The organism is Kitasatospora sp. NPDC023385 (assembly GCF_055664045.1).
The window spans coordinates 166,557-190,727 of sequence record NZ_JBVOOL010000005.1; the positions used below are offsets into that span (position 1 = coordinate 166,557).

A 24,171-nucleotide genomic window follows, 5' to 3' on the forward strand; every position below is an offset into this window, starting at 1 on the left:
TCAGACCGTGGTCATCAGCTGCCCGGCGCCGCTGCCGCCCTGTCTAAGGCACTCCTGGTTGATCGCCGGATCCGGGGCGCTCGGCGAGGTGGCGGCGGCGATCCGCAGCTCGATGATGTCCCGGACGGCCGGCCATTCGTCGTCGAGGATCGAGTAGAACGCGGTGGAGCGCACCACCCCGTCCAGGCCGCGCGAGTGGGCCCGGCGCACGCCCTCGGCCGTCGCTCCCAGCCGCTCGATGGCGGCGCGCGAGCGCTGGTTGCGGGCGTCCGCGCGCAGCGAGATCCGCTGCACGCCCCAGGTCTCGAAGGCGTGGCGCAGCATCAGCAGCTTGGCCTCGGTGTTGATGCCGGTGCCCTGGGCGCGCGGCGAGAGCCAGGTGTTGCCGATCTCGGCGGCGTCCGGGACGGCCGTGGCCGGATCGCCGAACGGCACGCCGGGCACCGGCGGCCACACCATCGGGCCCCGCCAGTAGTCCAGTTCGAGGAACCGGGTCGAGCCGACCACCCGGCCGTCGGCGACGTTCACCGTCGCGAACGGCAGCGACCGTCCTGCGGCCTGGTCGGCGAGGGCCCGCGCGATGTAGTCGCGGGCCGCTTCCAGGCCGTGGGGGACGGGGGTGAAGGCGTAAGTCGTACGGTCCTCGGCGCCGGCCTTGGCGATGGCCTCGGCGTGGTGCGCGGCGAGGGGCTCCAGCCGCACGGTGCGGCCGGTGAGGATGACAGGTACGGGCACGGAACCTTCGGTCCTTCATCGGTCGGAGGGTGCCTCCCATGCCGGTGGTGCGGCACGGGGTGCGGGGACTTCGCCCCGGTCCGGATCCGTCCGCCGGGTGGCCGCGCACGCCGGAGGTCCGGTCGGGCTGGGCGGGGGGCGGCGGCCCGGAACGGGCGGCGCGGGTGCCGGAACGGACACGGATCCTCGGACCGGTCCGGCGGGAAGAGCGAGGGGACAGTGTGCGTCCGCGAAATGGCCGAGGAGGAAACGAGAGCGCGAAGGGAAGCAGGCGGCCAGGTGAAGGCAAGGTGCGTCGTGGGTGACTGGCCGAGCACCGGACCGGGACGTGGCCGACGACGTGACGAACGACGTGACGACGACGCGACGATGCGAGGCAGCGAGAGGACGATACCCGCCAGAAGGCGGTGCGTCACTTCGCGGCACGCGAATGGCCGCGCGGGCCGTTTCGCAGGGTCCGGGACCGAGTCCGCTCGGGCCTGTGACCAGGCACTTCGCCGCCGGGTGCGATCATGGTCCGGAGGCTGCGGAGGCGGCCGCCGGACGGCTCGTCCGGCGTGGCGGGAATTCCGGCGGCGCCCGGCACGCTGCACAAGTCGAGAAGCCGGTCGGCCGGGACGAGCAGGGAACGGGGTTGGGTGCGCGGTGCGTGACTTCCAGGCGTTGTACGAGCTGGATCAGCAGGGCGTGGCCGCGGTGGCCACGGCCAACGCGCAGTTGCGCGACACCGGTGCCGGCCTGGTGCTGCTCCAGCACTTCGAGGGCTTCATGGACGCCGGGGACGCCGGCGGCCAGGTGGTGGCCCACCTGCTGGAGACGGGATCGCCGCAGGTGGTGGCCCGTTTCGACCACGACCGGCTGGTCGACTACCGGGCGCGCCGCCCGGCGATGCTCTTCGACCGAGACCACTGGACGTCCTACGACCCGCCGGAGATCCTGCTCCAGCTCGTCCACGACGCCGCCGGTGCGCCGTTCCTGCTGCTCACCGGCCCCGAGCCGGACGTGGAGTGGGAGCGCTTCGCGCGCGCCGTCCGCGCGCTGGTGGAGCGCTTCGAGGTCCGGCTCTCGGTCGACTTCCACGGCATCCCGATGGGTGTGCCGCACACCCGCCCGGTCGGTCTGACGCCGCACGGCAACCGGCTCGACCTCGCGCCGGGGTACCCGCAGTGGTTCGAGCAGGCCCAGGTCCCGGGCAGCGCCCAGGCGCTGCTGGAGTACCGGCTGGCCGAGGCCGGGCACGACGTGCTGGGCTTCGCCGTGCACGTCCCGCACTACGTGGCCCGCTCGGAGTATCCGGCGGCGGCCGTGCTGATCCTGGAGGCGGTGCAGTCCGCCACCGGGCTGGTGCTGCCCGGCACCCGGCTGCGCGAGCGGGTCGGCGAGGTCTACGCCGACATCGAGGAGCAGTTGACGCAGGGCGACGGCGAGCTGCGCTCGGCGATCCGCGGCATGGAGGGCCAGTACGACGCGGTGGCGGGCGCGGAGAGCCGGGAGAGCCTGCTGGCCGAGCCGACGGACCTGCCCTCGGCGGACGAACTGGGCCGACGCTTCGAGCAGTTCCTGGCCGAGCACGAGCGCGGCGCGGAGTAGCGGCGCGCAGTGGCGCCGCGGGCGCGGGTGGCCCGCGCGGATCCTTCTGCTGAGGTTTCCGACAGGTTTCCCGAAAGGTTTCCCCGGCGGTCGTTCCGGATCGGGAGCCATCGCCGCAGTCCGTTCGTTGGAGCCGGAGGTGCCCGGGGCGGCGGGCCGCCGCAAGGAGCCGACCGTGCTCGTCGTACCCCCGGGGGGATGCCATGCCCAGGACCACACACCCGACCGTCGCCCTGACGGCCGGGCTGGCCGCGCTGCTGCTGGCCGGCTGCACCGGTGCGGCGGGCCCCGGCCGGGCCCAGGCCGGCGCGGCCTCGTCGCCGACTCCCGCAGCGCCGAGCCCCACAGCGCCGACCCCCGCACCGCCACCCGCCGGACCGTACGTCGCGCTCGGCGACTCGTACACGGCCGGCCTGCAGATCCCCCCGCTGACCGGAGAGCCGCGCGGCTGCTCCCGCTCCGGGGTCAACTACCCGTCCCTGGTGGCCAAGGAGCTCGGCCTGGCCGCCGCGCAGTTCCGGGACGTCAGCTGCTCCGGCGCCCGCACCGTGGACCTGACGGCGCCGCAGGACACCGGCAGCGGCACCAACCCGGCCCAGCTGGAGGCGCTGACCCCGGACACCGGGCTGGTCACCGTCGGGATCGGCGGCAACGACGCCGGCTTCATGAACGTCATGGTCGAGTGCGCCAGGGACAACCTGGTGGACGCGGTGAAGGGCGCGGTCAAGCAGACCCGCGCCCCCTCGCCCTGCCGTGACCACTACTCCTCCGGCGACGGCACCGACGAGGTCCAGCACAAGGTGGACGCGGCCGGCGACCGGCTCGGCCGGGTCCTCCAGGACATCAAGCACCGCTCCCCGAAGGCCCGGGTGTACGTGATCGGGTACCCGACCCTGCTCCCGGCCGACCCGTCGAGCTGCCTGCCGGTGCTCGGCACGACCGTGGCCGGGCCTGACCTCGGCTTCCTCACCGAGAAGGAGCAGCAGCTCAACGGCATGCTCAGGAAGCGGGCGCAGGCCGCCGGCGCGGTGTTCGTGGACACGGCCGGCGCCTCGGCCGGGCACGACATGTGCGCGGGCGAGGCCGAGCGCTGGATCGAGCCGCCGTTCCCGGGCCGGGGCCTGGCGCCGATCCACCCCAACGCCAAGGGGCAGGAGGCGATGGCCGGCGTCGTCCTCAAGGCGGTCCGGGGCTGAGCCGTCCGGGCGAGGCGGACCCACCGGGGCGGGCACCCGCGCGCCGCGCGGCGTTCACGCCCTGGCCCGGGCCCCTTCGCGCGCGGCACACCTCCCGTGTCAGGGCCGCGGCGTACCGTGAGGACCATATGGATGACACCGCGCACCGCCTCGCCGCCCCGATCCCGTACGACCACGCCGCCGAGGCCCGCTGGGTGCCCGAACCCGACAAGCGCCCGGGCCGTACGGCGTTCCAGCGCGACCGCGCCCGGGTGCTGCACTCGGCGGCGCTGCGCCGGCTGGCCGGCACCACCCAGGTGGTCGCCCCGATGCGCGCCGACTTCCCGCGGACCAGGCTCACCCACTCCCTCGAATGCGCCCAGGTCGGCCGGGAGTTGGGCGCGGCCCTGGGCTGCGACCCGGATCTGGTGGAGACCGCCTGCCTGGCCCACGACATCGGCCACCCGCCCTTCGGCCACACCGGCGAGGAGGCCCTCGACCAGGCCGCCGAGGCGTGCGGCGGCTTCGAGGGCAACGCCCAGTCGCTGCGCATCCTCACCCGGCTCGAACCCAAGCGCTTCGCCCCGCAGGAGGAGCCCTCGACCCGGCTCGCCCCCTGGCCCGGCCGCAGCGTCGGCCTCAACCTGACCCGCGCCGCGCTCGACGCCGCCACCAAGTACCCGTGGACCAAGGGCGGCCACCCGGCCGACCCGCAGTCGCCCAAGTACGGCGTCCACGCCGACGACCTGCCGGTGTTCCGCTGGCTGCGGGCCGGCTCCCCGGCCGGGCGCAAGTGCTTCGAGGCCACCGTGATGGACTGGTCCGACGACGTGGCCTACTCCACCCACGACGTCGAGGACGGCCTCCAGGCCGGCCACCTCGACCCGGCCGCGCTGCGCGCCCCGAGCGAGCGCGCCGAACTCTTCAAGGTCGCCGAGCGCTACGCCCGCGACGCCGATCCGCAGGAGCTGGCCGCCGCCCTGGACCGGCTGCTCGGCCAGGAGTGGTGGCCCCACTCGTACGACGGCACCGCGCGCGCCCGCGCCGGGCTCAAGGACCTCACCAGCCAGCTGATCGGCCGCTTCTGCCTGGCCGCCGAGCAGGCCACCCGCGCCCGTTACGGCCCCGGCCGGCTCACCCGGTACGCGGCGGAGCTGGTGGTGCCGCGCGAGGTGCGGCTGGAGTGCGCGGTGCTCAAGGCGGTCGCCGTCCGGTTCGTCATGCAGCGCGACGAGCAGGCCCAGCTGCGGGCCCGCCAGCGGATCGTGATCGCCGAGCTGGCGTACGTGCTCAACCAGCGCGCCCCGGACGGGCTGGACCCGGTGTTCGCCGACATGTACCGCGAGGCCGAGGACGACCGTGCCGCCCTGCGCACGGTCATCGACCAGATCGCCACCCTGACCGACGCCTCGGCCCTGGCCCTGCACGCCAAGCTGGTCGGCGCGGCCTGGGCGTAGCCGGGGAGCGGTGGCGGCGGCGTCCCCGGACACACCCTCGGATACACCCTCGGATACACCCCGGATCCCACGCCCCGTCGGAAAGCCCGGCCGTCCCAGTAGACTTCCGGGGTGGCCGGGCGGATCAGGGACGAAGACGTACAGGCGGTGCGAAGCGCACTGCCGATCGACGCGGTGGTCGGCGACTACGTACAGCTGACCAATGGCGGTGGCGGCGAGTACAAGGGGGTCTGCCCCTTCCACGACGAGAAGTCCGCCTCCTTCTACGTGAACCCCGCCAAGGGCGTGTTCCACTGCTTCGGCTGCCAGGAGAACGGCGACACCATCGCCTTCCTGATGAAGATCGAGCACTTCACCTTCGCCGAGGCCGTCGAGCGGATGGCCGCCCAGGCGGGCATCACCCTGCGCTACGAGGAGGGCGGCTACAGCCCCCGCCACCAGCAGGGCGAGCGCACCCGCCTGGTCGAGGCGCACAAGGTGGCCGCCGCCTACTACCAGGAGCAGCTGGCCTCGGCGGAGGCGGAGATCGGCCGCCGCTTCCTGGCCGAGCGCGGCTTCGACGAGGAGGCGGCCAGGACCTTCGGCGTCGGCTACGCCCCGGTCGGCTGGGAGCACCTGGTCCGCTTCCTGCGCGGCAAGGGCTTCACCGACAAGGAGATCCTGCTCGGCGGCCTGGCCTCGCAGGGCCAGCGCGGCGGCCTGATCGACCGCTTCCGGGGCCGGCTGGTCTGGCCGATCCGGGACATCGCGGGCGAGGTGGTCGGCTTCGGCGCCCGCCGCCTGCGCGAGGACGACAACGGCCCGAAGTACCTGAACACCCCCGAGACGCCGATCTACAAGAAGTCCCACGTGCTGTACGGCATCGACCTGGCGAAGAAGGAGATCGCCAAGTCGGGCCGGGCGGTGGTGGTCGAGGGCTACACCGACGTGATGGCCTGCCACCTGGCCGGGGTCACCTCGGCGGTGGCCACCTGCGGCACCGCCTTCGCCGAGGACCACATCAAGATCATCCGCCGGCTGCTGATGGACACCTCCCAGTACCGGGGCGAGACGGTCTTCACCTTCGACGGCGACGCGGCCGGCCAGAAGGCCGCCCTGCGCGCCTTCGAGGACGACCAGAAGTTCGCGGCCAAGACCTCCATCGCGGTCAGCCCGGGCGGCATGGACCCGTGCGACCTGCGCCTCGCCCAGGGGGACGACGCGGTCCGGCTGCTGATCGACAACCCCGTCCCGCTGTTCGAGTTCGCGCTGACCTCGGCGGTGGCCCGGCACCGGGTGGACACCCCGGAGGGCCGTTCGGCGGCGCTGGAGGAGGCGGCCCCGATCGTCGCCAGGATCAAGGACCGCTCGATCCAGCACGAGTACGCCGTCCGGCTGGCCGGCATGCTCGGCATCCTGGACGAGCAGTTCGTCGTCCGCCGGATCTCCCAGCTGGCCCGCTGGGACCGCGAACGCCAGCAGAACCCGCGCGGTGCCGCCGCCCAGCGCCGCCCCGAGCCGGCGCAGCAGGCGCGCCCCGCCCAGCCCGCCTTCCGGCTCAACCCGCGCGACCCGGCCCAGTTCGTCGAGCGCGAACTGCTCAAGCTGGCGCTGCAGCACCCGGACCTGGTCAGCCCGGCCTTCGACCACTACGGGGACGACGAGTTCCCGACCCCGCCGTACGCCGCCGTCCGCCAGGCCATCGCCAAGGCCGGCGGCGCCGCCTACGGGGCGACCCTGCCGGACTTCACCAGCGTGGTGCGCGAGGCGTCCCCGGACGACCAGGTGCGCTCGCTGGTCACCGAGCTGACCGTCGAGCCGGTCCGCTCGCGCCGCAAGGCGGACGCGATCTACGCGGGCGAGTTCCTGGTCAAGCTGCGCCTGCTGGCCGTCGACCGGCGGGTCACCGAGGTCCGCGGCTACCTCCAGCGGCTCGGCCCCCGGGCCGACGCCGCTCAGCTGCACGCGGTGCAGACCGAGCTGTGGCAGCTCCAGCAGTACGGGCAGGAGCTGCGCAGCCGGGGCGCCGCGGCGCTGTAGCGAAGAAAGTCGGCGCACGAGTCTCGGCCACGGAGCGTGGCGTACCGCACACTGGAAGGCGTCCCACCTCCCACCAGCGCGGGTCCGCCAGAGTCGCGCCCGCCCCGAGGGGATGCCCGTGGAGCAAGGCCTCGCCGCAGCGACCACCACCAGTACGAGAGCGGAACCCGCCGGACCGGCCGGGGAGCAGGAGACCGACCACGGCCGGGCCGGGGCAGCGCCCCCGGACGGTGCGCGGATCCCCGTCCAGGGCCTGCCCGAGGGCCATCCGGACAGACCGGAGCCCGACACCGCCACCGACCCCGACACCGCCACCGACCTCGACGCCGCCACCGAGGCGGACACCGATACCGACCCCGACGCGGCGGACGAGCGCCGCGCCCCGGGCGAGGGCGGGCCGCCCGCCGACCTGCTGCGCCAGTACCTGCGCGAGATCGGCCGGATCCGGCTGCTCACCGCCGCCGAGGAGGTCGAGCTGGCCCGCCGGATCGAGGCCGGACTGTTCGCCGAGGAGCGGTTGAACGGCCACCCGGCGCCGCCCGACCCCCTCGTCGCCGACCTGGACACGCTGGTGGTGCGGGGCCGGATCGCCAAACGCCGGCTGATCGAGGCCAACCTGCGCCTCGTCGTCTCCGTCGCCAAACGCTACGTCGGCCGCGGGCTGACCCTGCTGGACCTGGTCCAGGAGGGCAACCTGGGCCTGATCCGCGCGGTGGAGAAGTTCGACTACACCCGCGGCTACAAGTTCTCCACGTACGCGACCTGGTGGATCCGGCAGTCGATGAGCCGGGCGCTGGCCGACCAGGCCCGGACGATCCGGGTGCCGGTGCACGTGGTCGAGCTGATCAACCGGGTGGTCCGGGTCCAGCGGGGCCTGCTGCAGGAGCGCGGCCTGAAGCCGACGGCGGCCGAGATCGCCGCGGTCCTGGAACTGACCGAGGAGCGGGTGCGGGAACTGCTCCGGCTGGCCCAGGAGCCCATCTCGCTGCACACCCCGGTGGGCGAGGAGGACGACGTCGCGCTCGGCGACCTGATCGAGGACGCCGACGCGGCCTCACCCGCCGAGTCCGCGACGTTCCTGCTGCTGCGCCGGCACCTGGACGCGGTGCTGGCCACCCTGGGCGAGCGGGAGCGCCAGGTCGTCCAGCTCCGCTACGGGCTGGACGACGGCCGCCCGCGGACGCTGGAGGAGATCGGCGCGGTGTTCGGCGTGACGCGGGAGCGGATCCGGCAGATCGAGTCGAAGACCCTGGTCAAGCTCCGCGACCACGCCTTCGCCGAGCAGCTGCGCGGCTACCTCGACTAGGACGGCCCCGGCGTGCCGGTGGCCGCGGCCGGTGCGGGCGCTGTGGCCGTCGTGGCCGGTGCGGGCGCCGTGGTCGTCGGCGCGGTCGTCGCCGCCCCCGTGCCGGTGCCCGGCGGCGGTGAGGCGGGGCCGATCGGGATGGGGGTGGAGGCCACCACCGAGGCCAGGTCGGCGACGGTCCCGGTGCAGTCGTGCCCGGCCGGCTGGTAGCCGCAGACCTGGAAGGTGGCGGCCGGGTTCGCCGCGTTCAGCATCGGCGAGTAGTTGTCGTAGCCCCAGTGGATGAGCGCCGTCTCGCTCTCGCCGGTGCCGTCGGTGATCGTCGCGTAGTCCTTCGGCTCGCCCTCGGTGATCGCCGCCCAGGCTGCCCGGCAGGTCTGGCTGTACCGGAGGTAGACGACGACCTTGCCGATCACCTGGGTCTGCAGCGTCCGGGCGTCCTTGCCGCAGCCGGTGGTCTTCGGGTCCTTGTGGGCGCAGCCGACGGCCTGGCAGGCCGGGTCGGCCGGAGCGGGCTTGGCGCCGGGGGTGGCCTCGGCGGTCGGGGAGGGCTCGTCGGCCGCCGACGCCTGCCCGTCGTGCCGGGAGGTCAGCAGGCCGGCCAGGACCAGCAGGAGCGCCAGTACCGCCGCCACGGACAACAGTGCGGCCGGACGCCGCCACCAGGCGACGCGGGCGCGCCCCGGGGCTTCCTCGGCGATCGGTCCGTCGGGCCCGGACTCCGCGGAGGCGGCATCCACCGGGGCGGCCTCCTCCGGGGCGGCCTCGTCGGACTCGTCGGAGGGCGCTGCTTCGGCACCGGCCGGCTCACCGGCCGACTCGACGGCCGGCTCCACCGCCTGCCGCCACCGCCGCCGCAGCTCCGCCGCGTCGCAGTCCACCGTCCGGATCAGCGCCTCCAGCGCCTGCTCGGTGACCACCCGCTTGCCGTTCAGCCAGCGTTCCCAGGAGGCCCGGCTGTAGTGGGTGCGCGCGGCCAGCTCGGACAGCGAGAGCCCGGCGGTGTCCTTGATGGCCCGGAGCTCTTCCGTCAGGCGTCGGGCCGGTTCGGACAGTTCCTCGGGCAGCTGCTTCCAGGCGGAACCCACTGCGGCGCTCCAAAGTCACGAACGGGGACGGGGGACGGGGACAGGGGGCGGGCGAGTGACGGGGGCCCGACCCGGGCCGTTCGGTGTCTCCCCCTTCTCCAACCCCGGTGGAGCGGCCTCTCAAATCCCAGGTCATGGCGTTGAGACGGACGGAAGTGTCTCACAACCCCCGGGAACCCTCGAACAGTCATGCGTTCGTCGTGCAGAGTTGCCCGGCCGGTGCGTTTTGCCGCCGGCCGCCTCGTTCGGACCCGGCCGGTTCAGTCGCCGGGTCCGGCATCCCGTCCCGGATTTCCCCCACGGGTCGCGGCAGCCTCGCGGGGGGAGGCTGCCCCGACCGTCCGGGACACCCGACGGGAGGGTGCTTCACCGCACCCTCCCGTCGTGACGGCGGCTGCGGCCGGGCGGTTCTCGGCCGTGGACGTCCTCAGTGGCGGGACGCCCGGCAGGCTCAGTGGTGGAAGCCCGACCGGATCGGCACCCCGAGCTCCTTGAGCGGGACGGGCTGGCGCCGCAGCTCCGGCAGCAGCCGGCGGAGGTCGGCCAGCAGCAGGTCCGCGAGGTCCCGGGAGAAGCCGTTGCGGCACACCACCCGGAGCACCGACAGGTCCTCCCGGTTCGCGGGGAACCTGTACGCGGGCACTTGCCAGCCGCGCTCGCGCAGCCGCCGCGAGACGTCGAACACGTCGAACGGGACGTCCCCGTCGGTGGTGAAGGCGAACACCGGTACCTGGTCGCCGTTGGTCAGCAGCCGGAAGCCGTCCAGTTCGCCGATCTCCCCGTCAAGGTAGGTGGCGACCTCGCGGCAGGCGCCCTGGACGGCCCGGAAGCCGTCCCAGCCGAGGCGCAGGAGGACGTAGTACTGGGCGATCACCTCGGCGCCGGGCCGGGAGAAGTTGAGCGCGAAGGTCGGCATATCGCCGCCGAGGTAGTTGACCCGGAAGACCAGTTCCTCCGGCAGCGCCACCCGGTCGCGCCACAGCGCCCAGCCCACGCCCGGGTAGACCAGGCCGTACTTGTGGCCGGAGGTGTTGATCGAGGCGACCCGGGGGAGCCGGAAGTCCCAGACCAGCCCGGGGTCGAGGAAGGGCGCCACCATGGCGCCGGAGGCGCCGTCCACGTGCACCGGGACGTCGATGCCGGTGCGTTCCTGGAACGCGTCCAGGGCGGCGCAGATCTCGGCGATCGGCTCGTAGGAGCCGTCGAAGGTGGAGCCGAGGATGCCGACCACGCCGACGGTGTCCTCGTCGCACAGGGCGACCGCCTGCTCGGCGTCGAGGTGGAAGCGCTCGCCCTCCATCGGTGCGGTGCGCGGCTCGATCTCCCAGAAGGTGCAGAACTTCTCCCAGCACACCTGCACGTTGACGCCCATCACCAGGTTGGGCCGGGCCCCGGCCGCGTAGCGCCATGGAGTCCTGCCGCCCTTCGCGTCGGTGGCCGTGTCCCGTCCCACGCTGCCATCGGGCGCCGGGTGACGCATCCTCACGGGGCACCGCGGCCGGGCGGTCAGGCCGCGGCCTCCGGGTGGACCTGGTCGCGGGCGGCCCGGTACTGCTGGCGCACCGCCGAGCCGATCGCCAGGTCCTGCTCCCCGTCGGGCTCGACGGTCTCGGCGTCCGGCAGGTCCCACTCCGGCGGCTCCGGGGTGCCCGCCAGGGCCCAGGCGGCCTGCCGGGCGGCCCCGCGGGCGGCGTGCGCGCCGGGCGGCGGCACCACGACCGGGACGCCGAACAGCATCGGGGCGGCGTGCCGGACGGCGGGCAGCCGCCCGGCGGTGCCGAGCAGGAACACCCGCTTCACCTCGACCCCCTGGGCGCGCAGCACGTCCAGGGCGTCCGCGATGTTGCACAGCATGCCCTCGACGGCGGCCCGGGCGAGGTGCTGCGGGGTCATCGCCTCGGCCCGCAGGCCGGTCAGGGTGCCCGCCGCGTGCGGCAGCGCGGGCGTCCGCTCGCCGTCCAGGTACGGCAGCAGCACCAGCCCGTACGCGCCGGGGGAGGAGTGCAGGGCGAGGTCGCTCAGGCCTTCCAGGTCGCGGCCGAGCAGCGCGGCGGTGGAGCGCAGGACCTGGGCGGCGTTGAGGGTGGCGACCATCGGCAGGTGCCGGCCGCTGGCGTCGGCGAAGGAGGAGACCAGGCCGGAGGCGTCCACGACGGCGTGCTCGTGCACCGCGAAGATCGTCCCGGCGCTGCCGAGGGAGACCACCGCGTCGCCGGGGCCGAGGCCCAGGCCCAGTGCGGCGGCCATGTTGTCGCCGGTGCCGGCCGAGATCAGCAGCCCTTCGGGGGTGTGCCCGGCGGGCTCGGCGGGGGGAAGGACGTCGGGCAGCCGGAGTTCGTGGCCGAGCGCCAGCTCGACGAGGTCCTGGCGGTACTCGCCGGTGATCGGCGACCAGTAGCCGGTGCCGGAGGCGTCGCCGCGGTCGGTGGTGCGGCGCCTGGGGTGGCCGAGCAGCTGCCAGACCAGCCAGTCGTGCGGCAGCAGCACCTCGGCGACCCGGCGGGCGTTGGCCGGCTCGAACTCGGCCAGCCAGCGCAGTTTGGCGATGGTGTACGTCGGGGCGGGCACCGCGCCGATCGCGGCGGTCCAGGCGGCCGGGCCGCCGAGGGCGTCCAGCAGTTTGGCGGCGGCGCCGCTGGAGCGCGGGTCGTTCCACAGGATCGCCGGGCGGACCTGCACCCCGCCCGCGTCCAGGCCGATCATGCCGTGCTGCTGGGCACTGACGCCGATCGCCCGGACACCCTCCAGCAGGCCCCCGGCCGCGGCGTCGCCGAGCGAGTGCAGCCAGACCTGCGGGTCGGCCTCGCCGGGGCGCAGGTCCTGGTCCTCGGGGACGGGGTGGGGTGCCTTGCCGGAGCGCAGGACGGCGCCGGTGTCCGTGTCGCACGCGACGATCCTGGTGCGGCTGGTCGAGCTGTCTATCCCCGCGACGATGGCCATGTCGAGATCATGCCTCAGCCCGGCCCGGGACGCGTCCGGGCCGGGCGGGCCGTTGCCGGTTCGCGACCGCCGGTTGGGACGCGCTTTGCCGGGGGCCCGCCGTCGGGCTCCCGTCCGCGAGGAGCGGCGGGAGCCCGACGGCGGGCCCTGCGCGTCACCGCCCCGTCACGGGCGGAAGGTGCCCCAGCCGTCGTCCTCCGGCCGTGGCCGGTTGAAGTACGGCACCCGGTCGGTGACGGCCGTCGGCAGCCGGCCGCCGACGCGGTCCGCGACCGCGTCCGCGGCCTTGCCGGCGACCGCGCCGGCCTGCTGCCGGGCCCGGTCGGTCGCGCCCTGCACCGTGGGGTTCTGGGCGATCTGCCGGGTGACCTTGGCGATCTGTTCGTAGCGCCGGCGCCCGGCCCGCGAGCCCAGGACGTAGCCGGCCGCGAAGCCCGCGGCCAACGACAGCTTCCACATGATCGGATCCACCCTCTCCTGGCGGCCTTTGCCGCATTGCCCTACCCGTCCGTCGGGGCGGTGAACCGTCCCGCGCCCCCAGCATCGCCGCGCACGGCGCCGGCCGCGCGCGGGGCACGCCGGGCGGCGACCCCGGGTGGCGGCCGCCGAAAGCGATTGGCGGACCACCCCCCCGAGTGCGCTAATGTATGTCCCGCAGCGAGCGCCGCGGAGTCCGGGAAACCGGGGCCGGGGCGGAAGCCGATCCCCCATAGCTCAATTGGCAGAGCAGCCGACTGTTAATCGGCAGGTTATTGGTTCGAGTCCAATTGGGGGAGCTCGGGACGAGGCCCCTCCGGGCTCCGTTCCCGTCCGTGGTGCCGAAGTCGAGTACCGCGATCCCGCATAGCTCAATTGGCAGAGCAGCCGACTGTTAATCGGCAGGTTATTGGTTCGAGTCCAATTGCGGGAGCTGCACCGGGCCCGCCCGGTGACTGCTCAGAGCGAAGGCCCCTCGGTCACCGGGGGGCCTTCGTGTTGTCCCCGCGCGGTGTCGGGTGCGTCACGCCACGAGGCCCGGGAGGGGCGGCCGCACCGCCCGCCCCGAGGGGCCCGGATCAGGCGGTCGCCTGCCGGTAGAGGTCGGTGACCCGCTGGTCGAAGGTGACGCTGTACGAGGTGCCCGGCGTGCTGCCGCCCTCCTCGTAGCCGCCGATCACGCCGACCACGGAGCCGTTCCCGGTCACCCACGGGCTGCCGCTGGTGCCGTCGGTGTAGCCGCCGCAGTCGAAGCGCTCCTGGGTGGCGCTCTGCGAGCTGGTCCGGACCGCGCAGGTGATCGGCTCGTCGCTCTCGTTCGGGTAGCCGGTCACCGAGACCGGCAGCCCGAAGCCCTGGCCGGTGCCGAGCGGGTTGCCGCCCACCGCCTCCTCGACCTGACGGCCGTCGACCGGGCCCACGGTGACGAAGGCCACGTCGTACTCGGGGTCGTCGCCGGCCGCCCAGCGCGGGTCGACGGTGACCGTCCGCACCGGCCAGGACCCGTACGGGGCAGTCCCGTTGCGGTACCCCGGGGTGAAGACCAGGCCTCCCAGCAGGCCGATCCGGCGGCTCTGCACGCAGTGCGCCGCGGTGACCAGCAGGTTGTGCCGGGGGCTCTGCACGACGCTCGCGGTGCAGGCCCGGGGGCCCTGCGCGGAGTGGATGGCGAGGGTGCCGATCCGGTCCCGTTCGGCGCTCTGCCGCGCGACCTCGGCGGTCGGCGCCCCGTCCTGCTGGCCGCCGCACGCGGTGCCGGCGGCGAGCAGCAGGACGGCCAGCGCGGCCGTTCGTGCCGGGTGCGCGGGCCGTACCTGGCGGGGCGCCATCGGGGCTCCGTCTCGTTCCTCGGGGGCGGGCACCGGGCCGTGCGTTCCGCCGTTCGTGAGGAAGATCTACCAGGCCGTGCCCGGCAGCGCCACCGCCGCGCCCCTGGCCCCGTCCGAGGTCAGCCGGTGGCGCGGTCGTACAACGCCTGGACGCGGTCGCCGAAGTAGCTGCTGTACGAGGTGCCGGGGCTGTCGCCGCCCTCCTGGTAGCCGCCGATCACGCCGACCGCGGTGCCGGTCCTGGTCGCCGGGTCGAAGTCGGTGACCCACGGGCTGCCGCTGGTGCCGCCGGTGTAGTCGGGGCAGTCGATCCGCAGTTGGGTGGGGCTCTGCTCGGAGGTGGTGTTGGAGCAGGTGATCGGCACCTCGCTGCTGCCCGGGTAGCCGGTGACCTTCACCGGGAGGCGGTAACCGCGGTTGACGCCCAGTCGGTTGGCGCCGAGCACCTGCTGGACCTGCTGCCCGTTCTGGGCCTGGACGACCGCGAAGGCGACGTCCACGTCCGGGTCGGCGTGGTCCTTCCAGGCGTCGTCCACGGTGACGGCCAGCAGCGGCCAGACGCCGCTGGGGGTGTCGCCGTCCCGGTAGCCGGGGACGAAGACCAGGTCGCTGCGCCGGCCGAGCTTGGGATCCCAGACGCAGTGGGCGGCGGTGACGATGAGGTTGAGTCCGGCGCTGTCGATGACGCTGGCGGTGCAGAAGTGGTCGCCGTCGGCGTTGCGGGTGAAGACCGCGCCGACCAGTCCGTTGAGCACGGTGGGCTTGGCGGTGCGGGTGACCCCGGTGCGCCGGCCGGCCGCGCCCTTGAACCGCTGCCGGTTCCAGCCGTGGGCGCCGCCCGGGGAGGCCGACGCCGAGGCGGCCGCGGCCGGTGCCGAGGTGACCGTGGGCACGCCCCCGCCGGGCCCGGCCGAGGTGGTGCAGCCCGCCGCGGCCAGCGCCAGCGCGAGCACCCCGGCCGCGGCCCCCTCCCTGCGTCTCGTCATCCGTCCAGGCTGCCCCGGACGGGCGCCCCGCCGCCACCCGGGCTGCACCGCCCGGAGGCGCGCGCCCTCCCGTACCCGGGTGCGCCCCCGGCGCGCACCACGGGTGATCGACCGGCTATGCTGCCCGGGACGGCCTCGCTGGGGCCGTCTGCTGCTGCCGTGGCCGAGACCGGCGCACGGCGAACCGGGGCGGTAGCTCAGCCGGTTAGAGCAGGGGACTCATAATCCCTTGGTCGTGGGTTCGAGTCCCACCCGCCCCACCTTCTCGATGGGCGACGAGAGTCGTCCGACCGTCCGCGGGCAGGCCCCTGAGCTGGAGCTCGGCCGCCTGCGACGACGCAGAGTCTAGGGCGCGGCCATCCCCTGTCCCGTGTGGCGCGCCGGAATTCACCCGCCCGTGGGCATCGGCCCCGGCGCTCTCCTGACGGCTCCCCGCCTCCGCACCCCCCGGGTGTCCCTCGCTGCCGACCCCTGGCGCGGTGCGCGAAAAAAGTGATATCACTTTGCCATCGGATGCGGACACTCGCTGGAGGAGTCGGGCTCATGGCCACACCGCGTTACGCCGTCGAGGACGGTGCTGTTCTGGACCTGCCGGTCCCCAAGATCACCGAACGGGTCATCACCGGGGCCGCTGGGCTGCCGGTGCTCTTCGGCATACTGTTCGGCCTGGTCGCGGGGGTCGGGTCGATCATCGCCGGAGCGCTCCAACTGGCCGACGGGCAGAAGGGGTTGGGGGCCGTGCTGATGGTGGCCGGGCCGGTGCTGGTGGTGACCTCGCTGGTGCTGCTGGGCGGCCTGACGGTCGTCTCGCCCGGCCAGGCCCGGGTGGTCCAGCTGCTCGGGCGCTACCGGGGCACCATCCGCGCCGAGGGGCTGACCTGGATGAACCCGTTCACCAGCCGCCGGCACATCTCCCTGCGGATCCGCAACCACGAGACCGAGACCACCAAGGTCAACGACGCGGACGGCAACCCGATCGAGATCGCCGCCGTGGTGGTCTGGCAGGTCGAGGACACCGCGATGGCCGTGTTCGAGGTGGACGACTACACCGACTTCGTCGCCATCCAGACCGAGACGGCCGTCCGGCACATCGCCACCAGCTACCCGTACGACGCCCACCACGAGGGCCAGTTGTCGCTGCGCGACGGCGCGGACGAGATCGCCCGCAAGCTCTCCGCCGAGATCGCCGAACGCGTCGCCTCGGCCGGCGTGCGGGTCGTCGAGTCCCGGATCACCCGGCTCGCCTACGCGCCGGAGGTCGCCCAGGTGATGCTCCAGCGCCAGCAGGCCGGGGCCGTGGTGGCGGCGCGCAGGCTGATCGTCGAGGGCGCCGTCGGTATGGTCGAGGAGGCGCTGGACCGCCTCGCCGAGCGCGACGTGGTCGAGCTCGACGAGGAACGCAAGGCCGCCATGGTGAGCAACCTCCTGGTGGTGCTCTGTGGCGACCGCGGCACCCAGCCCGTCGTGAACACCGGCTCCCTCTACCAGTAAAGGCGCGGCAGTGGCGACGGAACGGAAGAAGATCCTGCTGCGACTGGACCCTTCAGTTCACGACGCACTCGCCAGATGGGCTGCGGACGACCTGCGCAGCACCAACGCGCAGATCGAGTTCCTGCTCCGCCGCGCCCTCGGCGACGCGGGCCGGATGCCCGGCGGCGCGAACCGGCTTCCCCGGCGCGGACGCCCGCCCAAGGAGAGCCCGGAGGACGGCGGCTCCGACGAGAGCTGACCGGTGACCGGGCGTGCGAAGACCTTTCGGAGACCGACATGGACCTGCCCGCCACCCTCCCCGAGAAGCTCTACCTGCTCGCCTACGACCCGCGGCGCGAGCGCGTCCCCGGCGGCGCCACGCTCGACATGCCGCTGCGGGCGGCGGCGCTCGCCGAACTCCTGCGGCGCGGACTGATCCGCGAGGACGGCCGGCACCCGGCCGCCGTCGACGGCGGACCGACCGAAGGCCTCGACCCGCTCACCGCCGCCCTGCTGGAGCAGATCCGGCAGGAGCGGCGGCGCGGCTGGCAGAGCTGGGTCGGCCGGAACCGGGGCCCCACCTCCCATGCCACGCGCGTGGTCCGGGACGGCCTCGCGGCGACCGGCCGGATCCGGATCGAGCGGCGCCGGGCGCTCGGACTGTTCCCCTGCTCCCGGGTCACCCTGGCGGAGCCCCGGCTGCGCAAGGCGGTCGTGGCGTCGGTCGGTTCGGCCCTGACAGGGCCGCTCAGCAGGGTCGACCCGGCGGACGCCGCCCTGGTCGCCCTGGTCGACGCGGCCCGGCTGGGCTCGGTGCTGACCTGGCGCCAGCGGCGCGAGTTCCGTACCCGGATCGGCAAGCTCGCCCCCGCCGCCGGCCCCGTCCCGCGCGCCCTGCGCCGGGCCGTCAGCGCCGGGCGCGCCGACGGGGCGGCGGGGGGCTGACCAGCCCGCTCCCGAAGGCCCGGCCGCCGATCCGGCGGCCGGGCCACCGCCGTCCGCGGCCCCGTAAGCTGGCCGGGTGCTCGAACCCGCCCTGCTGCCGACCCCGCTGGTGGACTGCACCGACGAAGCCTTCGCCCGGGCCGGGGTGGAGCTGCGGCTCAAGCGGGACGACCTGCTGCACCCGAGCGTCCCCGGCAACAAGTGGCGCAAGCTCGCACCCAACCTGGCCGCCGCCGTCGAGCGGGGCCACACCCGGCTGCTGACCTTCGGCGGGGCGTACTCGACCCACCTGCGGGCCGTCGCGGTCGCCGCCGGGGCGCTCGGGCTGGAGAGCGTCGGGCTGGTCCGCGGCGAGGAACTGGCCGACCGGCCGCGCAACTGGTCGCTGCGGGCCGCCGAAGCCGCCGGCATGCGGCTGGAGTTCCTGACCCGGGCCGCCTACCGGGAGGCCACCGGCCGGGCCGACGGCCAGGACCGTACGGACGGGCGCGGTACGGCGGAGGCCCTGCAGCGCCGCTGGGGCCCCTGCCTGGTGCTCCCGGAGGGCGGCTCCAACGCCCTGGCCGCCGTCGGCGCGGCCGCGATCCCGGCCGAACTGCCCGACCTGGGCGAGCGCGACGTGGTCTGCTGCCCGGTCGGCACCGGCGGCACCCTGGCAGGCATCGCGGCGGGCCTGCCGCCGGGCGCGCGGGCGCTCGGCGTGGCCGTGCTGCGCGGCGGCGAGGGCTATCTGGAGGCGGAGGTCGCCCGGCTCCACCGGGCCGCGTACGGACGCGAGTTCGGGAACTGGCGGATCGACCACGGGCACCACGGCGGCGGCTACGGCAGGGTCGGCGCCGACTTGGCCCACTTCGCCGAGCGGTTCGAGCGCCGGCACGGCATCCCGCTGGAGCGCCGCTACGTCGCCAAGCTGCTCGCGGCGCTGGCCGACCTGGCGGCGGCGGGCACCTTCCCGCCCGGCACCCGCCTCACCGCCGTCGTCACCGGGCTGCCGGATCCCGAATAGGGCCTCAGCCGAAGGTCAGGTTGGCGCAGGGGTCGGTGTCGGCGTTGCGGGTGTTCTCCGCTATGCCGGTGGGGACGCTGCCGGGCTGGGCGGCGCCGGGCTGGGTGGCGCCGGGCGTGCTGCCGGCCGCGGTGCCGGGTTCCGGGCTCGGGGAGGACGCCGAGTCGATCCGGGTGCCCGCCGCGTGGTAGTCGGCGCCGAGGGTGACGGTGATCGATCCCGAGCCGGGCTCCTCGACCGTCCGGGTGCCGGGGAAGAGCGCCGTGACCTGGTCGGCGGTGGCCTTCAGTGCGGGGTCGTAGGAGATCAGGGTGGTCTGGTGCCCCGGTTCGTTGGCGCCGAGCGTGACGTTCCGGAAGCCCCGGCCCTTGAGCGCCTCCGCGCCGGAGCCGGCCAGTCCGGCGGTGCCGACCCCGTTGACCACGGTGATCGGTGCCGCGGCCTGCTCGGGGCCGAGCGGGGTGTCGGTGCCGGCCGTCGTGCCCGGGCCGGCGGTGGGGGAGGAGGCGGCCTGGCCCGTCCCGGTGGTGCTCTGCCCGTCCAGGGTGCGGTCCTCGCGCAGCAGCTTCCAGAGCGCGTCGGCGTCCGGCTGGACCAGCCGCACCCGCTCGCCGGCGAAGCGCCAGGGCGCGGTGACGAAGGTGACGTCGGAGAGTTTGATGTCCTGCATCGAGCGGGCGAACTCCACCAGCTTCATCGCGGTGCCCAGCCCCTCGTCCACGGTGAGGGACTTGGTGGCCGCGTCGGCCAGCGGCAGCAGGGTGGGCAGGGAGAAGCCCTGGCTCTGGACCTTCTTGACCATCGAGGAGAGGAACGCCTGCTGGCGCTTCATCCGGCCTATGTCGGAGTTGTCGCCGATGCCGTGGCGCGCCCGGAGGTAGTCCACCGCGGACTGCCCGGAGAGCTTCTGCAGGCCCTTCTTGAGGTGGATGCCGAACTGGTTGACGTCGTTGGGCACGCAGGCCTCCACGCCGCCCACGGCGTCCGCCATCGCGGCGGCGCCCTTGAAGTCGACCACGACGGTGTGGTCGATCCGCAGCCCGGTGAGCTTCTCCACGGTGTTCTGCGTGCAGGCCGGGTTGCCCTGGGGGTAGTCGCCGACCGTGAAGGCGGAGTTGAACATCTGGTCGGTCTTCGGGGTCGTCCAGGAGCCGTTCTGCAGCTTGCAGGACGGCACGGTGAGCAGGGTGTCGCGCGGGATGGAGACGCCGACGGCGTGCTTGTGGTCGGCGTAGACGTGCACCACGATCGCGGTGTCCGAGTGGCCGACGCCCTCGTCGCCGCCGCCCAGCGAGTCGTTGCCGTTGTCGCGGGTGTCCGAGCCGAGCAGCAGCACGTTGACCGGGACGGAGGCGCCCGGGCTGGCCGGGACGGGGGCCGGCGGGCGCTCGGTGGCGACGCCGCCCGCGTCGAAGGTGGTGATGTTGTGGTCCAGCCGGTGGTAGAACCAGGCTCCCGCACCCACGACCGACAGCACCAGAACGGCGGCCAGGCCGATGGCGGTCCGCAGGTAGCGGCGTCGGCGCGTGCTGGTGCTCATCCTCCGTGCCCCCCGTCCTCAGGTCTCTCGCGTTCGATGTTCGAACGTTAGACGTTCCGGAGGGCCGTTCGGTTACCTCCGACGGGCGAACGGTTTGCCCGTCGGGCCTGTGATGCTGGTCACGCGCCGGGCCCGGCGGCGCCCGTGAGCATCCGCCGGAGCAGGTCGCGCAGGACGGTCCGCTCCTGCGAGCCGAGCGCGGCCAGTGGCTCGCGGGCGAAGTTCAGCGACTCGCGCAGTTCCTCGGAGGCGGCCGAGCCGGTGGCGGTGGCGGCGACCAGCTTGACCCGGCGGTCCTGCCGGTCGGCCTCGCGGGTCACGAAGCCGCGGGACTCCAGCCGGTCGACGATGCCGGTGATGTTGGACGGTTCGCAGCTCAGCGTCTGGGCGATCTGGCGCATCGGCATCGGGCCGCGCCGCAGCAGGGCGAGGACCTTGGCCTGGGCGCCGGTGAGCGAGCGGGCGGCGGCGGCCTCCTCGTACTCGCGGTGGAAGAGCGCGACCAGGTTGGCCATCAGGTCGACGACCTCGCGGGTGATCTCGTCGGGCTGCGGCGTGGCGTCCCGGACCGGCTGAGTGTCCATGGTCCAGAGTCTACCTGAAAAGTTGACAAGGTGAACCTTTCATGTCCATCGTTACTTAAGTTTCTCAACCTTTCATGCACCTGAACCGCACCTGAACCGCAAGGAGCACCACCCATGGCAGAGCAGGCCGCCCCCGCGACCGCCCGCGAATGGCACCTCGCCGCCCGTCCGCAGGGCTGGCCCGTACCGACCGACTTCGCCCTCGCCGAGGCCCCGGTCCGCACCCCCGGCCAGGGCGAGATCCTGGTCCGCAACGCCTACCTCTCGGTGGACCCGTACATGCGCGGCCGGATGAACGACGTCGCCTCGTACGTCCCCCCGTTCCAGCTCGGCAAGCCGATGGACGGCGGCGCCGTCGGCTACGTGGTGGCCTCGGAGGCCGAGGGCTTCGCCCCGGGCGACGCGGTGCTGCACGGGCTCGGCTGGCGCGAGTACGCCACCCTGGACGCCCGGCACGCGGTGAAGGTCGACCCGGCTGCCGCCCCCCTCCCCGCCTACCTCGGCGTGCTCGGCATGACCGGCCTGACCGCCTACGCCGGCCTGCTCGCCGTCGGCGGCCTCAAGGAGGGCGACAAGGTCTTCGTCTCCGGCGCGGCCGGCGCGGTCGGCTCGATGGTCGGCCAGATCGCCAGGCTCAAGGGCGCCGCCCTGGTGGTCGGTTCGGCCGGCTCGGCCGAGAAGGTCGCCAAGCTGGTGGACGAGTACGGCTTCGACGCCGCCTTCAACTACAAGGACGCCCCGGTCCGCGAGCAGCTCGCCGAGGCCGCCCCGGACGGCATCGACCTCTACTTCGACAACGTCGGCGGCGACCACCTGGAGGCCGCGATCGGCGCCCTCGGCGTCCACGGCCGCGCGGTGCTCTGCGGCGCGATCGCCCAGTACAACGAGACCACCGCACCGTCCGCCCCGCGCAACCTCGCGCTCGCCATCGGCAAGCGGCTGCGCCTGGAGGGCATGCTGGTCGGCGACCACGCCGCGCTGCGGCCGCAGTTCGTCGCCGAGGTGGCCGGCTGGCTGGAGTCCGGCGAACTGCGCCACGAGGAGACCGTGGTCGACGGCTTCGAGAACACCGCCGACGCCTTCCTCGACCTGCTGCGCGGCGTCAACACCGGCAAGATGGTCGTCCGCCTGGACAGCTGACGCAGCGTCGGGTGGTCGAACCGCCCCGCCGCCCCGACCGGGCGCGCGGGGCGGTTCGCTGTCGGAAGGTTCGCGGTCGGGCGCAGGGAGCGGGGCCGCACTACCGCATTCCGGCCGGATCCGAAAGTGCGTCATCCATCGGGCGGGACGGCGCGGTACGGTGGTCCAGCCTGGCGATGGGGCCGTTCGGGGGAGAGATCCGGCCGAGGGGTAGACCTCGTTGAGGATTCGACTAGCATTGAGCGAAAGCCTGTCCGTTTTGCTCAATTTAGTGGCTTAATGTCGGCTAACGTGGGTAACTGTGGATCAACTGCAGGCACGAGGCAGCTGGGGAAGGCGACCCTCGTCCACAGCCTGGAGGTCCCGGTGACGACCCGTGGAGTTCTGTACATCCACTCCGCGCCCCGCGCGCTGTGCCCGCACGTCGAGTGGGCCGTCGCGGGGGTGCTCGGTGTGCGGGTGAGCCTGGACTGGATCCGCCAGCCGGCCTCACCCGGCCATTGGCGTGCCGAGCTCTCCTGGCAGGGGGAGCCCGGTACGGCCTCGAAGCTCGCCTCCGCACTGCGCGGCTGGCAGCTGATGCGGTACGAGGTGACCAGCGAGCCCTGCGCCACTGCGGAGGGCGAGCGCTACAGCAGCACGCCCTCGCTCGGCATCTTCCACGCTGTCACGGGCATCCACGGCGACATCCTGATTCCCGAGGACCGGCTGCGGGCCGTCCTGCTGCGCGCCCGCAGCGAAGGGGCCGACCTGGAGGACGAGATCGCCCGGCTGCTCGGCAAGCCCTGGGACGACGAGTTGGAGCCGTTCCGGTACGCGGGCGAGGGCGCGCCGGTGCGCTGGCTGCACCAGGTGGTCTGAGACCGGCAGACACGGGCCGACGGCACGGGTCGGCAGGCATGACGAAGGGGCCGGCGCTCGCGGAGAGCGCCGGCCCCTTCGTCATGGGCGTCAGCGGGTGCGGAAGGCCAGCACCACGTTGTGGCCGCCGAAGCCGAACGAGTTGTTCAGCGCGGCGATCCGGCCCTCGGGCAGCTTGCGGGCCTCGCCGCGCACGATGTCGGCGTCCACGTCGTCGTCCAGCTCGTCAACGTTGATGGTCGGCGGGGCCAGGCGGTGGTGCAGGGCCAGCACGGTGGCGACGGTCTCGACGCCGCCGGCGCCCCCCAGCAGGTGGCCGGTCATCGACTTGGTGGCCGAGATGGCGATGTGGTCGAGGTCGTCGCCGAGCTCCTTGCGCAGGGCCTTCAGCTCCGCGGTGTCGCCCTGCGGGGTCGAGGTGGCGTGCGCGTTGACGTGCACGATCTCGGCCTTGTCCAGCTCGTTGCGCTCGAACAGGTCGGCCAGCGCGCGGGCCACGCCGGCACCGGTGGGCTCGGGCTGGGCGATGTGGTGGGCGTCCGAGGACAGGCCCTGGCCCACGGCCTCGCAGTAGATCCGGGCGCCGCGCGCCTCGGCGTGCTCGATCGACTCCAGCACCACCACGCCGGCGCCCTCGCCCAGCACGAAGCCGTCCCGGGCCTTGTCGTACGGGCGGGAGGCGTGCTGGGGGTCGTCGTTGTTCTTGGACATCGCCATCATGCTGGCGAACGCGGCGATCGGCAGCGGGTGGATCGCCGCCTCGGTGCCGCCGGCCACCACGACGTCGGCGCGGCCGGTACGGATCATCTCGATCGCGTAGCCGATCGCCTCGGCACCGGAGGCGCAGGCGGAGACGGGGGTGTGCACGCCCGCGCGGGCGCCGACCTCCAGACCGACGTTGGCCGCCGGGGAGTTGGGCATCAGCATCGGGACGGTGTGCGGGGAGACCTTGCGGGCACCCTTCTCCTTCAGTACGTCGTACTGGTCGAGGAGGGTGGTCACGCCGCCGATGCCGGAGGCGACGACGGTGCCCAGGCGCTCGGGGGCGAGCTTGGAGGACTCGTCGGTGGCGGGGGTCTCGTAGCCGGCGTCGGCCCAGGCCTCGCGGGCCGCGATCACGGCGAACTGGGCCGAGCGGTCCAGCTTGCGGGCCAACGGACGGGGCAGGATCTCGCCGGGCTCGACGGCGGTGCGCGCGCCGATCCGGACCGGCAGCTCTTCGGCCCACTCCTCGGTCAGGGCCGCCACACCGGACTTCCCGGCGACCAGGCTCTCCCAGGTGCTGGCGGCGTCGGCGCCCAGCGGCGTGAAGGCGCCGATACCCGTGACGACCACGGTGCGGTTTTCAGCGGTCACTGGTTTCTTCTTCTCTCACGTTTGTGCGGGGGGTCGGCGGGAGCCGAGGACGGGCCCGGCCGGGCGCCCCGGTGGGGCGTCCCGGCCGGAGGATCGGCCTGGCTCGGATGAGCCGGGCCGACAGGTCAGCCGGCGGAGGCGTGTGGAACGCCGGACGGGCTGGCCGAG

General features: G+C 74.0%; 20 protein-coding genes, 3 tRNA genes and 1 pseudogene. 14 read left to right on the forward strand and 10 right to left on the reverse strand.

Translation table 11 applies throughout. The features are described from left to right. The gene (locus AC0B61_RS10565; protein WP_471740245.1) at positions 1-735 is read right to left on the reverse strand and encodes a GNAT family N-acetyltransferase; all 735 of its coding nucleotides are present in this window, start codon (positions 733-735) and stop codon (positions 1-3) included. Between the two features lie 645 nt (positions 736-1,380). Here AC0B61_RS10565 and AC0B61_RS10570 point away from each other — a divergent pair. The 5 genes from AC0B61_RS10570 to AC0B61_RS10590 all read left to right on the forward strand — a co-directional run bounded on the left by AC0B61_RS10570 (position 1,381) and on the right by AC0B61_RS10590 (position 8,282). Then, positions 1,381-2,325 carry a PAC2 family protein gene (locus AC0B61_RS10570; RefSeq protein WP_471740246.1) on the forward strand — a complete coding sequence of 315 codons (945 nt, stop codon included), beginning with the start codon at positions 1,381-1,383 and terminating at the stop codon, positions 2,323-2,325. Positions 2,326-2,528: 203 nt separating this feature from the next. Next, positions 2,529-3,521, forward strand: coding sequence for an SGNH/GDSL hydrolase family protein (locus tag AC0B61_RS10575; protein ID WP_471740247.1), 993 nt, complete (start codon positions 2,529-2,531; stop codon positions 3,519-3,521). Between the two features lie 128 nt (positions 3,522-3,649). After that, on the forward strand, positions 3,650-4,957 hold the full coding sequence (locus AC0B61_RS10580) for a deoxyguanosinetriphosphate triphosphohydrolase (protein ID WP_471740248.1): 1,308 nt from the start codon (positions 3,650-3,652) through the stop codon (positions 4,955-4,957). A gap of 111 nt (positions 4,958-5,068) precedes the next feature. Next, positions 5,069-6,976 carry a DNA primase gene (gene dnaG, locus AC0B61_RS10585; protein WP_471740249.1) on the forward strand — a complete coding sequence of 636 codons (1,908 nt, stop codon included), beginning with the start codon at positions 5,069-5,071 and terminating at the stop codon, positions 6,974-6,976. 112 nt (positions 6,977-7,088) lie between these two features. After that, positions 7,089-8,282, forward strand: a complete 1,194-nt coding sequence (locus tag AC0B61_RS10590; RefSeq protein WP_471740250.1) for an RNA polymerase sigma factor — start codon at positions 7,089-7,091, stop codon at positions 8,280-8,282. Here AC0B61_RS10590 and AC0B61_RS10595 read toward each other — a convergent pair. From AC0B61_RS10595 to AC0B61_RS10610, 4 genes and pseudogenes are all read right to left on the reverse strand, one after another. Beyond that, positions 8,279-9,370, reverse strand: a complete 1,092-nt coding sequence (locus AC0B61_RS10595) for a helix-turn-helix domain-containing protein (protein ID WP_471740251.1) — start codon at positions 9,368-9,370, stop codon at positions 8,279-8,281. The two genes, AC0B61_RS10590 and AC0B61_RS10595, sit on opposite strands and share 4 nt — an antisense overlap. Before the next feature lie 451 nt (positions 9,371-9,821). Then, positions 9,822-10,775 (reverse strand): annotated as a pseudogene (locus AC0B61_RS10600) (glutamate decarboxylase); the annotation flags it as partial. A 101-nt stretch (positions 10,776-10,876) separates the two neighbouring features. Beyond that, positions 10,877-12,310 (reverse strand): FGGY family carbohydrate kinase, encoded by a 1,434-nt coding sequence (locus AC0B61_RS10605; protein ID WP_471740253.1) that lies wholly within the window; start codon positions 12,308-12,310, stop codon positions 10,877-10,879. 165 nt (positions 12,311-12,475) lie between these two features. Then, positions 12,476-12,781, reverse strand: a complete 306-nt coding sequence (locus tag AC0B61_RS10610; RefSeq protein WP_471740254.1) for a hypothetical protein — start codon at positions 12,779-12,781, stop codon at positions 12,476-12,478. Between the two features lie 232 nt (positions 12,782-13,013). Between AC0B61_RS10610 and AC0B61_RS10615 the strand changes: the two genes are divergently transcribed. Together AC0B61_RS10615 and AC0B61_RS10620 are read left to right on the forward strand one after the other, a co-directional pair. Beyond that, positions 13,014-13,086 (forward strand) — tRNA-Asn (locus AC0B61_RS10615). A 61-nt stretch (positions 13,087-13,147) separates the two neighbouring features. Continuing rightward, positions 13,148-13,220 (forward strand) — tRNA-Asn (locus AC0B61_RS10620). Between the two features lie 145 nt (positions 13,221-13,365). Here the strand turns inward: AC0B61_RS10620 and AC0B61_RS10625 are convergent. Next, positions 13,366-14,115, reverse strand: a complete 750-nt coding sequence (locus AC0B61_RS10625) for a trypsin-like serine peptidase (protein ID WP_471740255.1) — start codon at positions 14,113-14,115, stop codon at positions 13,366-13,368. 119 nt (positions 14,116-14,234) lie between these two features. After that, the gene (locus AC0B61_RS10630; RefSeq protein ID WP_471740256.1) at positions 14,235-15,101 is read right to left on the reverse strand and encodes a trypsin-like serine peptidase; all 867 of its coding nucleotides are present in this window, start codon (positions 15,099-15,101) and stop codon (positions 14,235-14,237) included. A 186-nt stretch (positions 15,102-15,287) separates the two neighbouring features. On the opposite strand from AC0B61_RS10630, the gene AC0B61_RS10635 reads away from it, so the two are divergent. The 5 genes from AC0B61_RS10635 to AC0B61_RS10655 all read left to right on the forward strand — a co-directional run bounded on the left by AC0B61_RS10635 (position 15,288) and on the right by AC0B61_RS10655 (position 18,522). Further along, a tRNA-Ile gene (locus tag AC0B61_RS10635) sits at positions 15,288-15,361 on the forward strand. Positions 15,362-15,644: 283 nt separating this feature from the next. After that, positions 15,645-16,592: an SPFH domain-containing protein gene (locus AC0B61_RS10640; protein WP_471740257.1), complete on the forward strand. Its 948-nt coding sequence runs from the start codon at positions 15,645-15,647 to the stop codon at positions 16,590-16,592. A gap of 10 nt (positions 16,593-16,602) precedes the next feature. After that, positions 16,603-16,830, forward strand: a complete 228-nt coding sequence (locus tag AC0B61_RS10645; protein ID WP_471740258.1) for a type II toxin-antitoxin system antitoxin — start codon at positions 16,603-16,605, stop codon at positions 16,828-16,830. A gap of 38 nt (positions 16,831-16,868) precedes the next feature. Further along, the gene (locus AC0B61_RS10650) at positions 16,869-17,516 is read left to right on the forward strand and encodes a GOLPH3/VPS74 family protein (RefSeq protein ID WP_471740259.1); all 648 of its coding nucleotides are present in this window, start codon (positions 16,869-16,871) and stop codon (positions 17,514-17,516) included. A 76-nt stretch (positions 17,517-17,592) separates the two neighbouring features. After that, positions 17,593-18,522, forward strand: coding sequence for a 1-aminocyclopropane-1-carboxylate deaminase/D-cysteine desulfhydrase (locus tag AC0B61_RS10655; RefSeq protein ID WP_471740260.1), 930 nt, complete (start codon positions 17,593-17,595; stop codon positions 18,520-18,522). Positions 18,523-18,526: 4 nt separating this feature from the next. Here the strand turns inward: AC0B61_RS10655 and AC0B61_RS10660 are convergent, their stop codons facing one another. Both AC0B61_RS10660 and AC0B61_RS10665 read right to left on the reverse strand, forming a co-directional pair. Beyond that, complete coding sequence (locus AC0B61_RS10660) at positions 18,527-20,062, reverse strand: LCP family protein (protein WP_471740261.1); 1,536 nt, start codon at positions 20,060-20,062, stop codon at positions 18,527-18,529. A 119-nt stretch (positions 20,063-20,181) separates the two neighbouring features. After that, positions 20,182-20,646, reverse strand: a complete 465-nt coding sequence (locus tag AC0B61_RS10665; protein WP_471740262.1) for a MarR family winged helix-turn-helix transcriptional regulator — start codon at positions 20,644-20,646, stop codon at positions 20,182-20,184. 114 nt (positions 20,647-20,760) lie between these two features. Between AC0B61_RS10665 and AC0B61_RS10670 the strand changes: the two genes are divergently transcribed. Together AC0B61_RS10670 and AC0B61_RS10675 are read left to right on the forward strand one after the other, a co-directional pair. After that, the gene (locus AC0B61_RS10670; protein ID WP_471740263.1) at positions 20,761-21,786 is read left to right on the forward strand and encodes an NADP-dependent oxidoreductase; all 1,026 of its coding nucleotides are present in this window, start codon (positions 20,761-20,763) and stop codon (positions 21,784-21,786) included. 366 nt (positions 21,787-22,152) lie between these two features. Next, a complete protein-coding gene (locus AC0B61_RS10675; RefSeq protein WP_471740264.1) occupies positions 22,153-22,647 on the forward strand; it encodes a DUF3145 domain-containing protein in 495 nt (164 codons plus the stop codon). 90 nt (positions 22,648-22,737) lie between these two features. On the opposite strand, the gene fabF is transcribed toward AC0B61_RS10675, so the two are convergent. After that, positions 22,738-24,003: a beta-ketoacyl-ACP synthase II gene (gene fabF, locus AC0B61_RS10680; RefSeq protein WP_471740265.1), complete on the reverse strand. Its 1,266-nt coding sequence runs from the start codon at positions 24,001-24,003 to the stop codon at positions 22,738-22,740. Between the last annotated feature and the right edge of the window lie 168 nt (positions 24,004-24,171).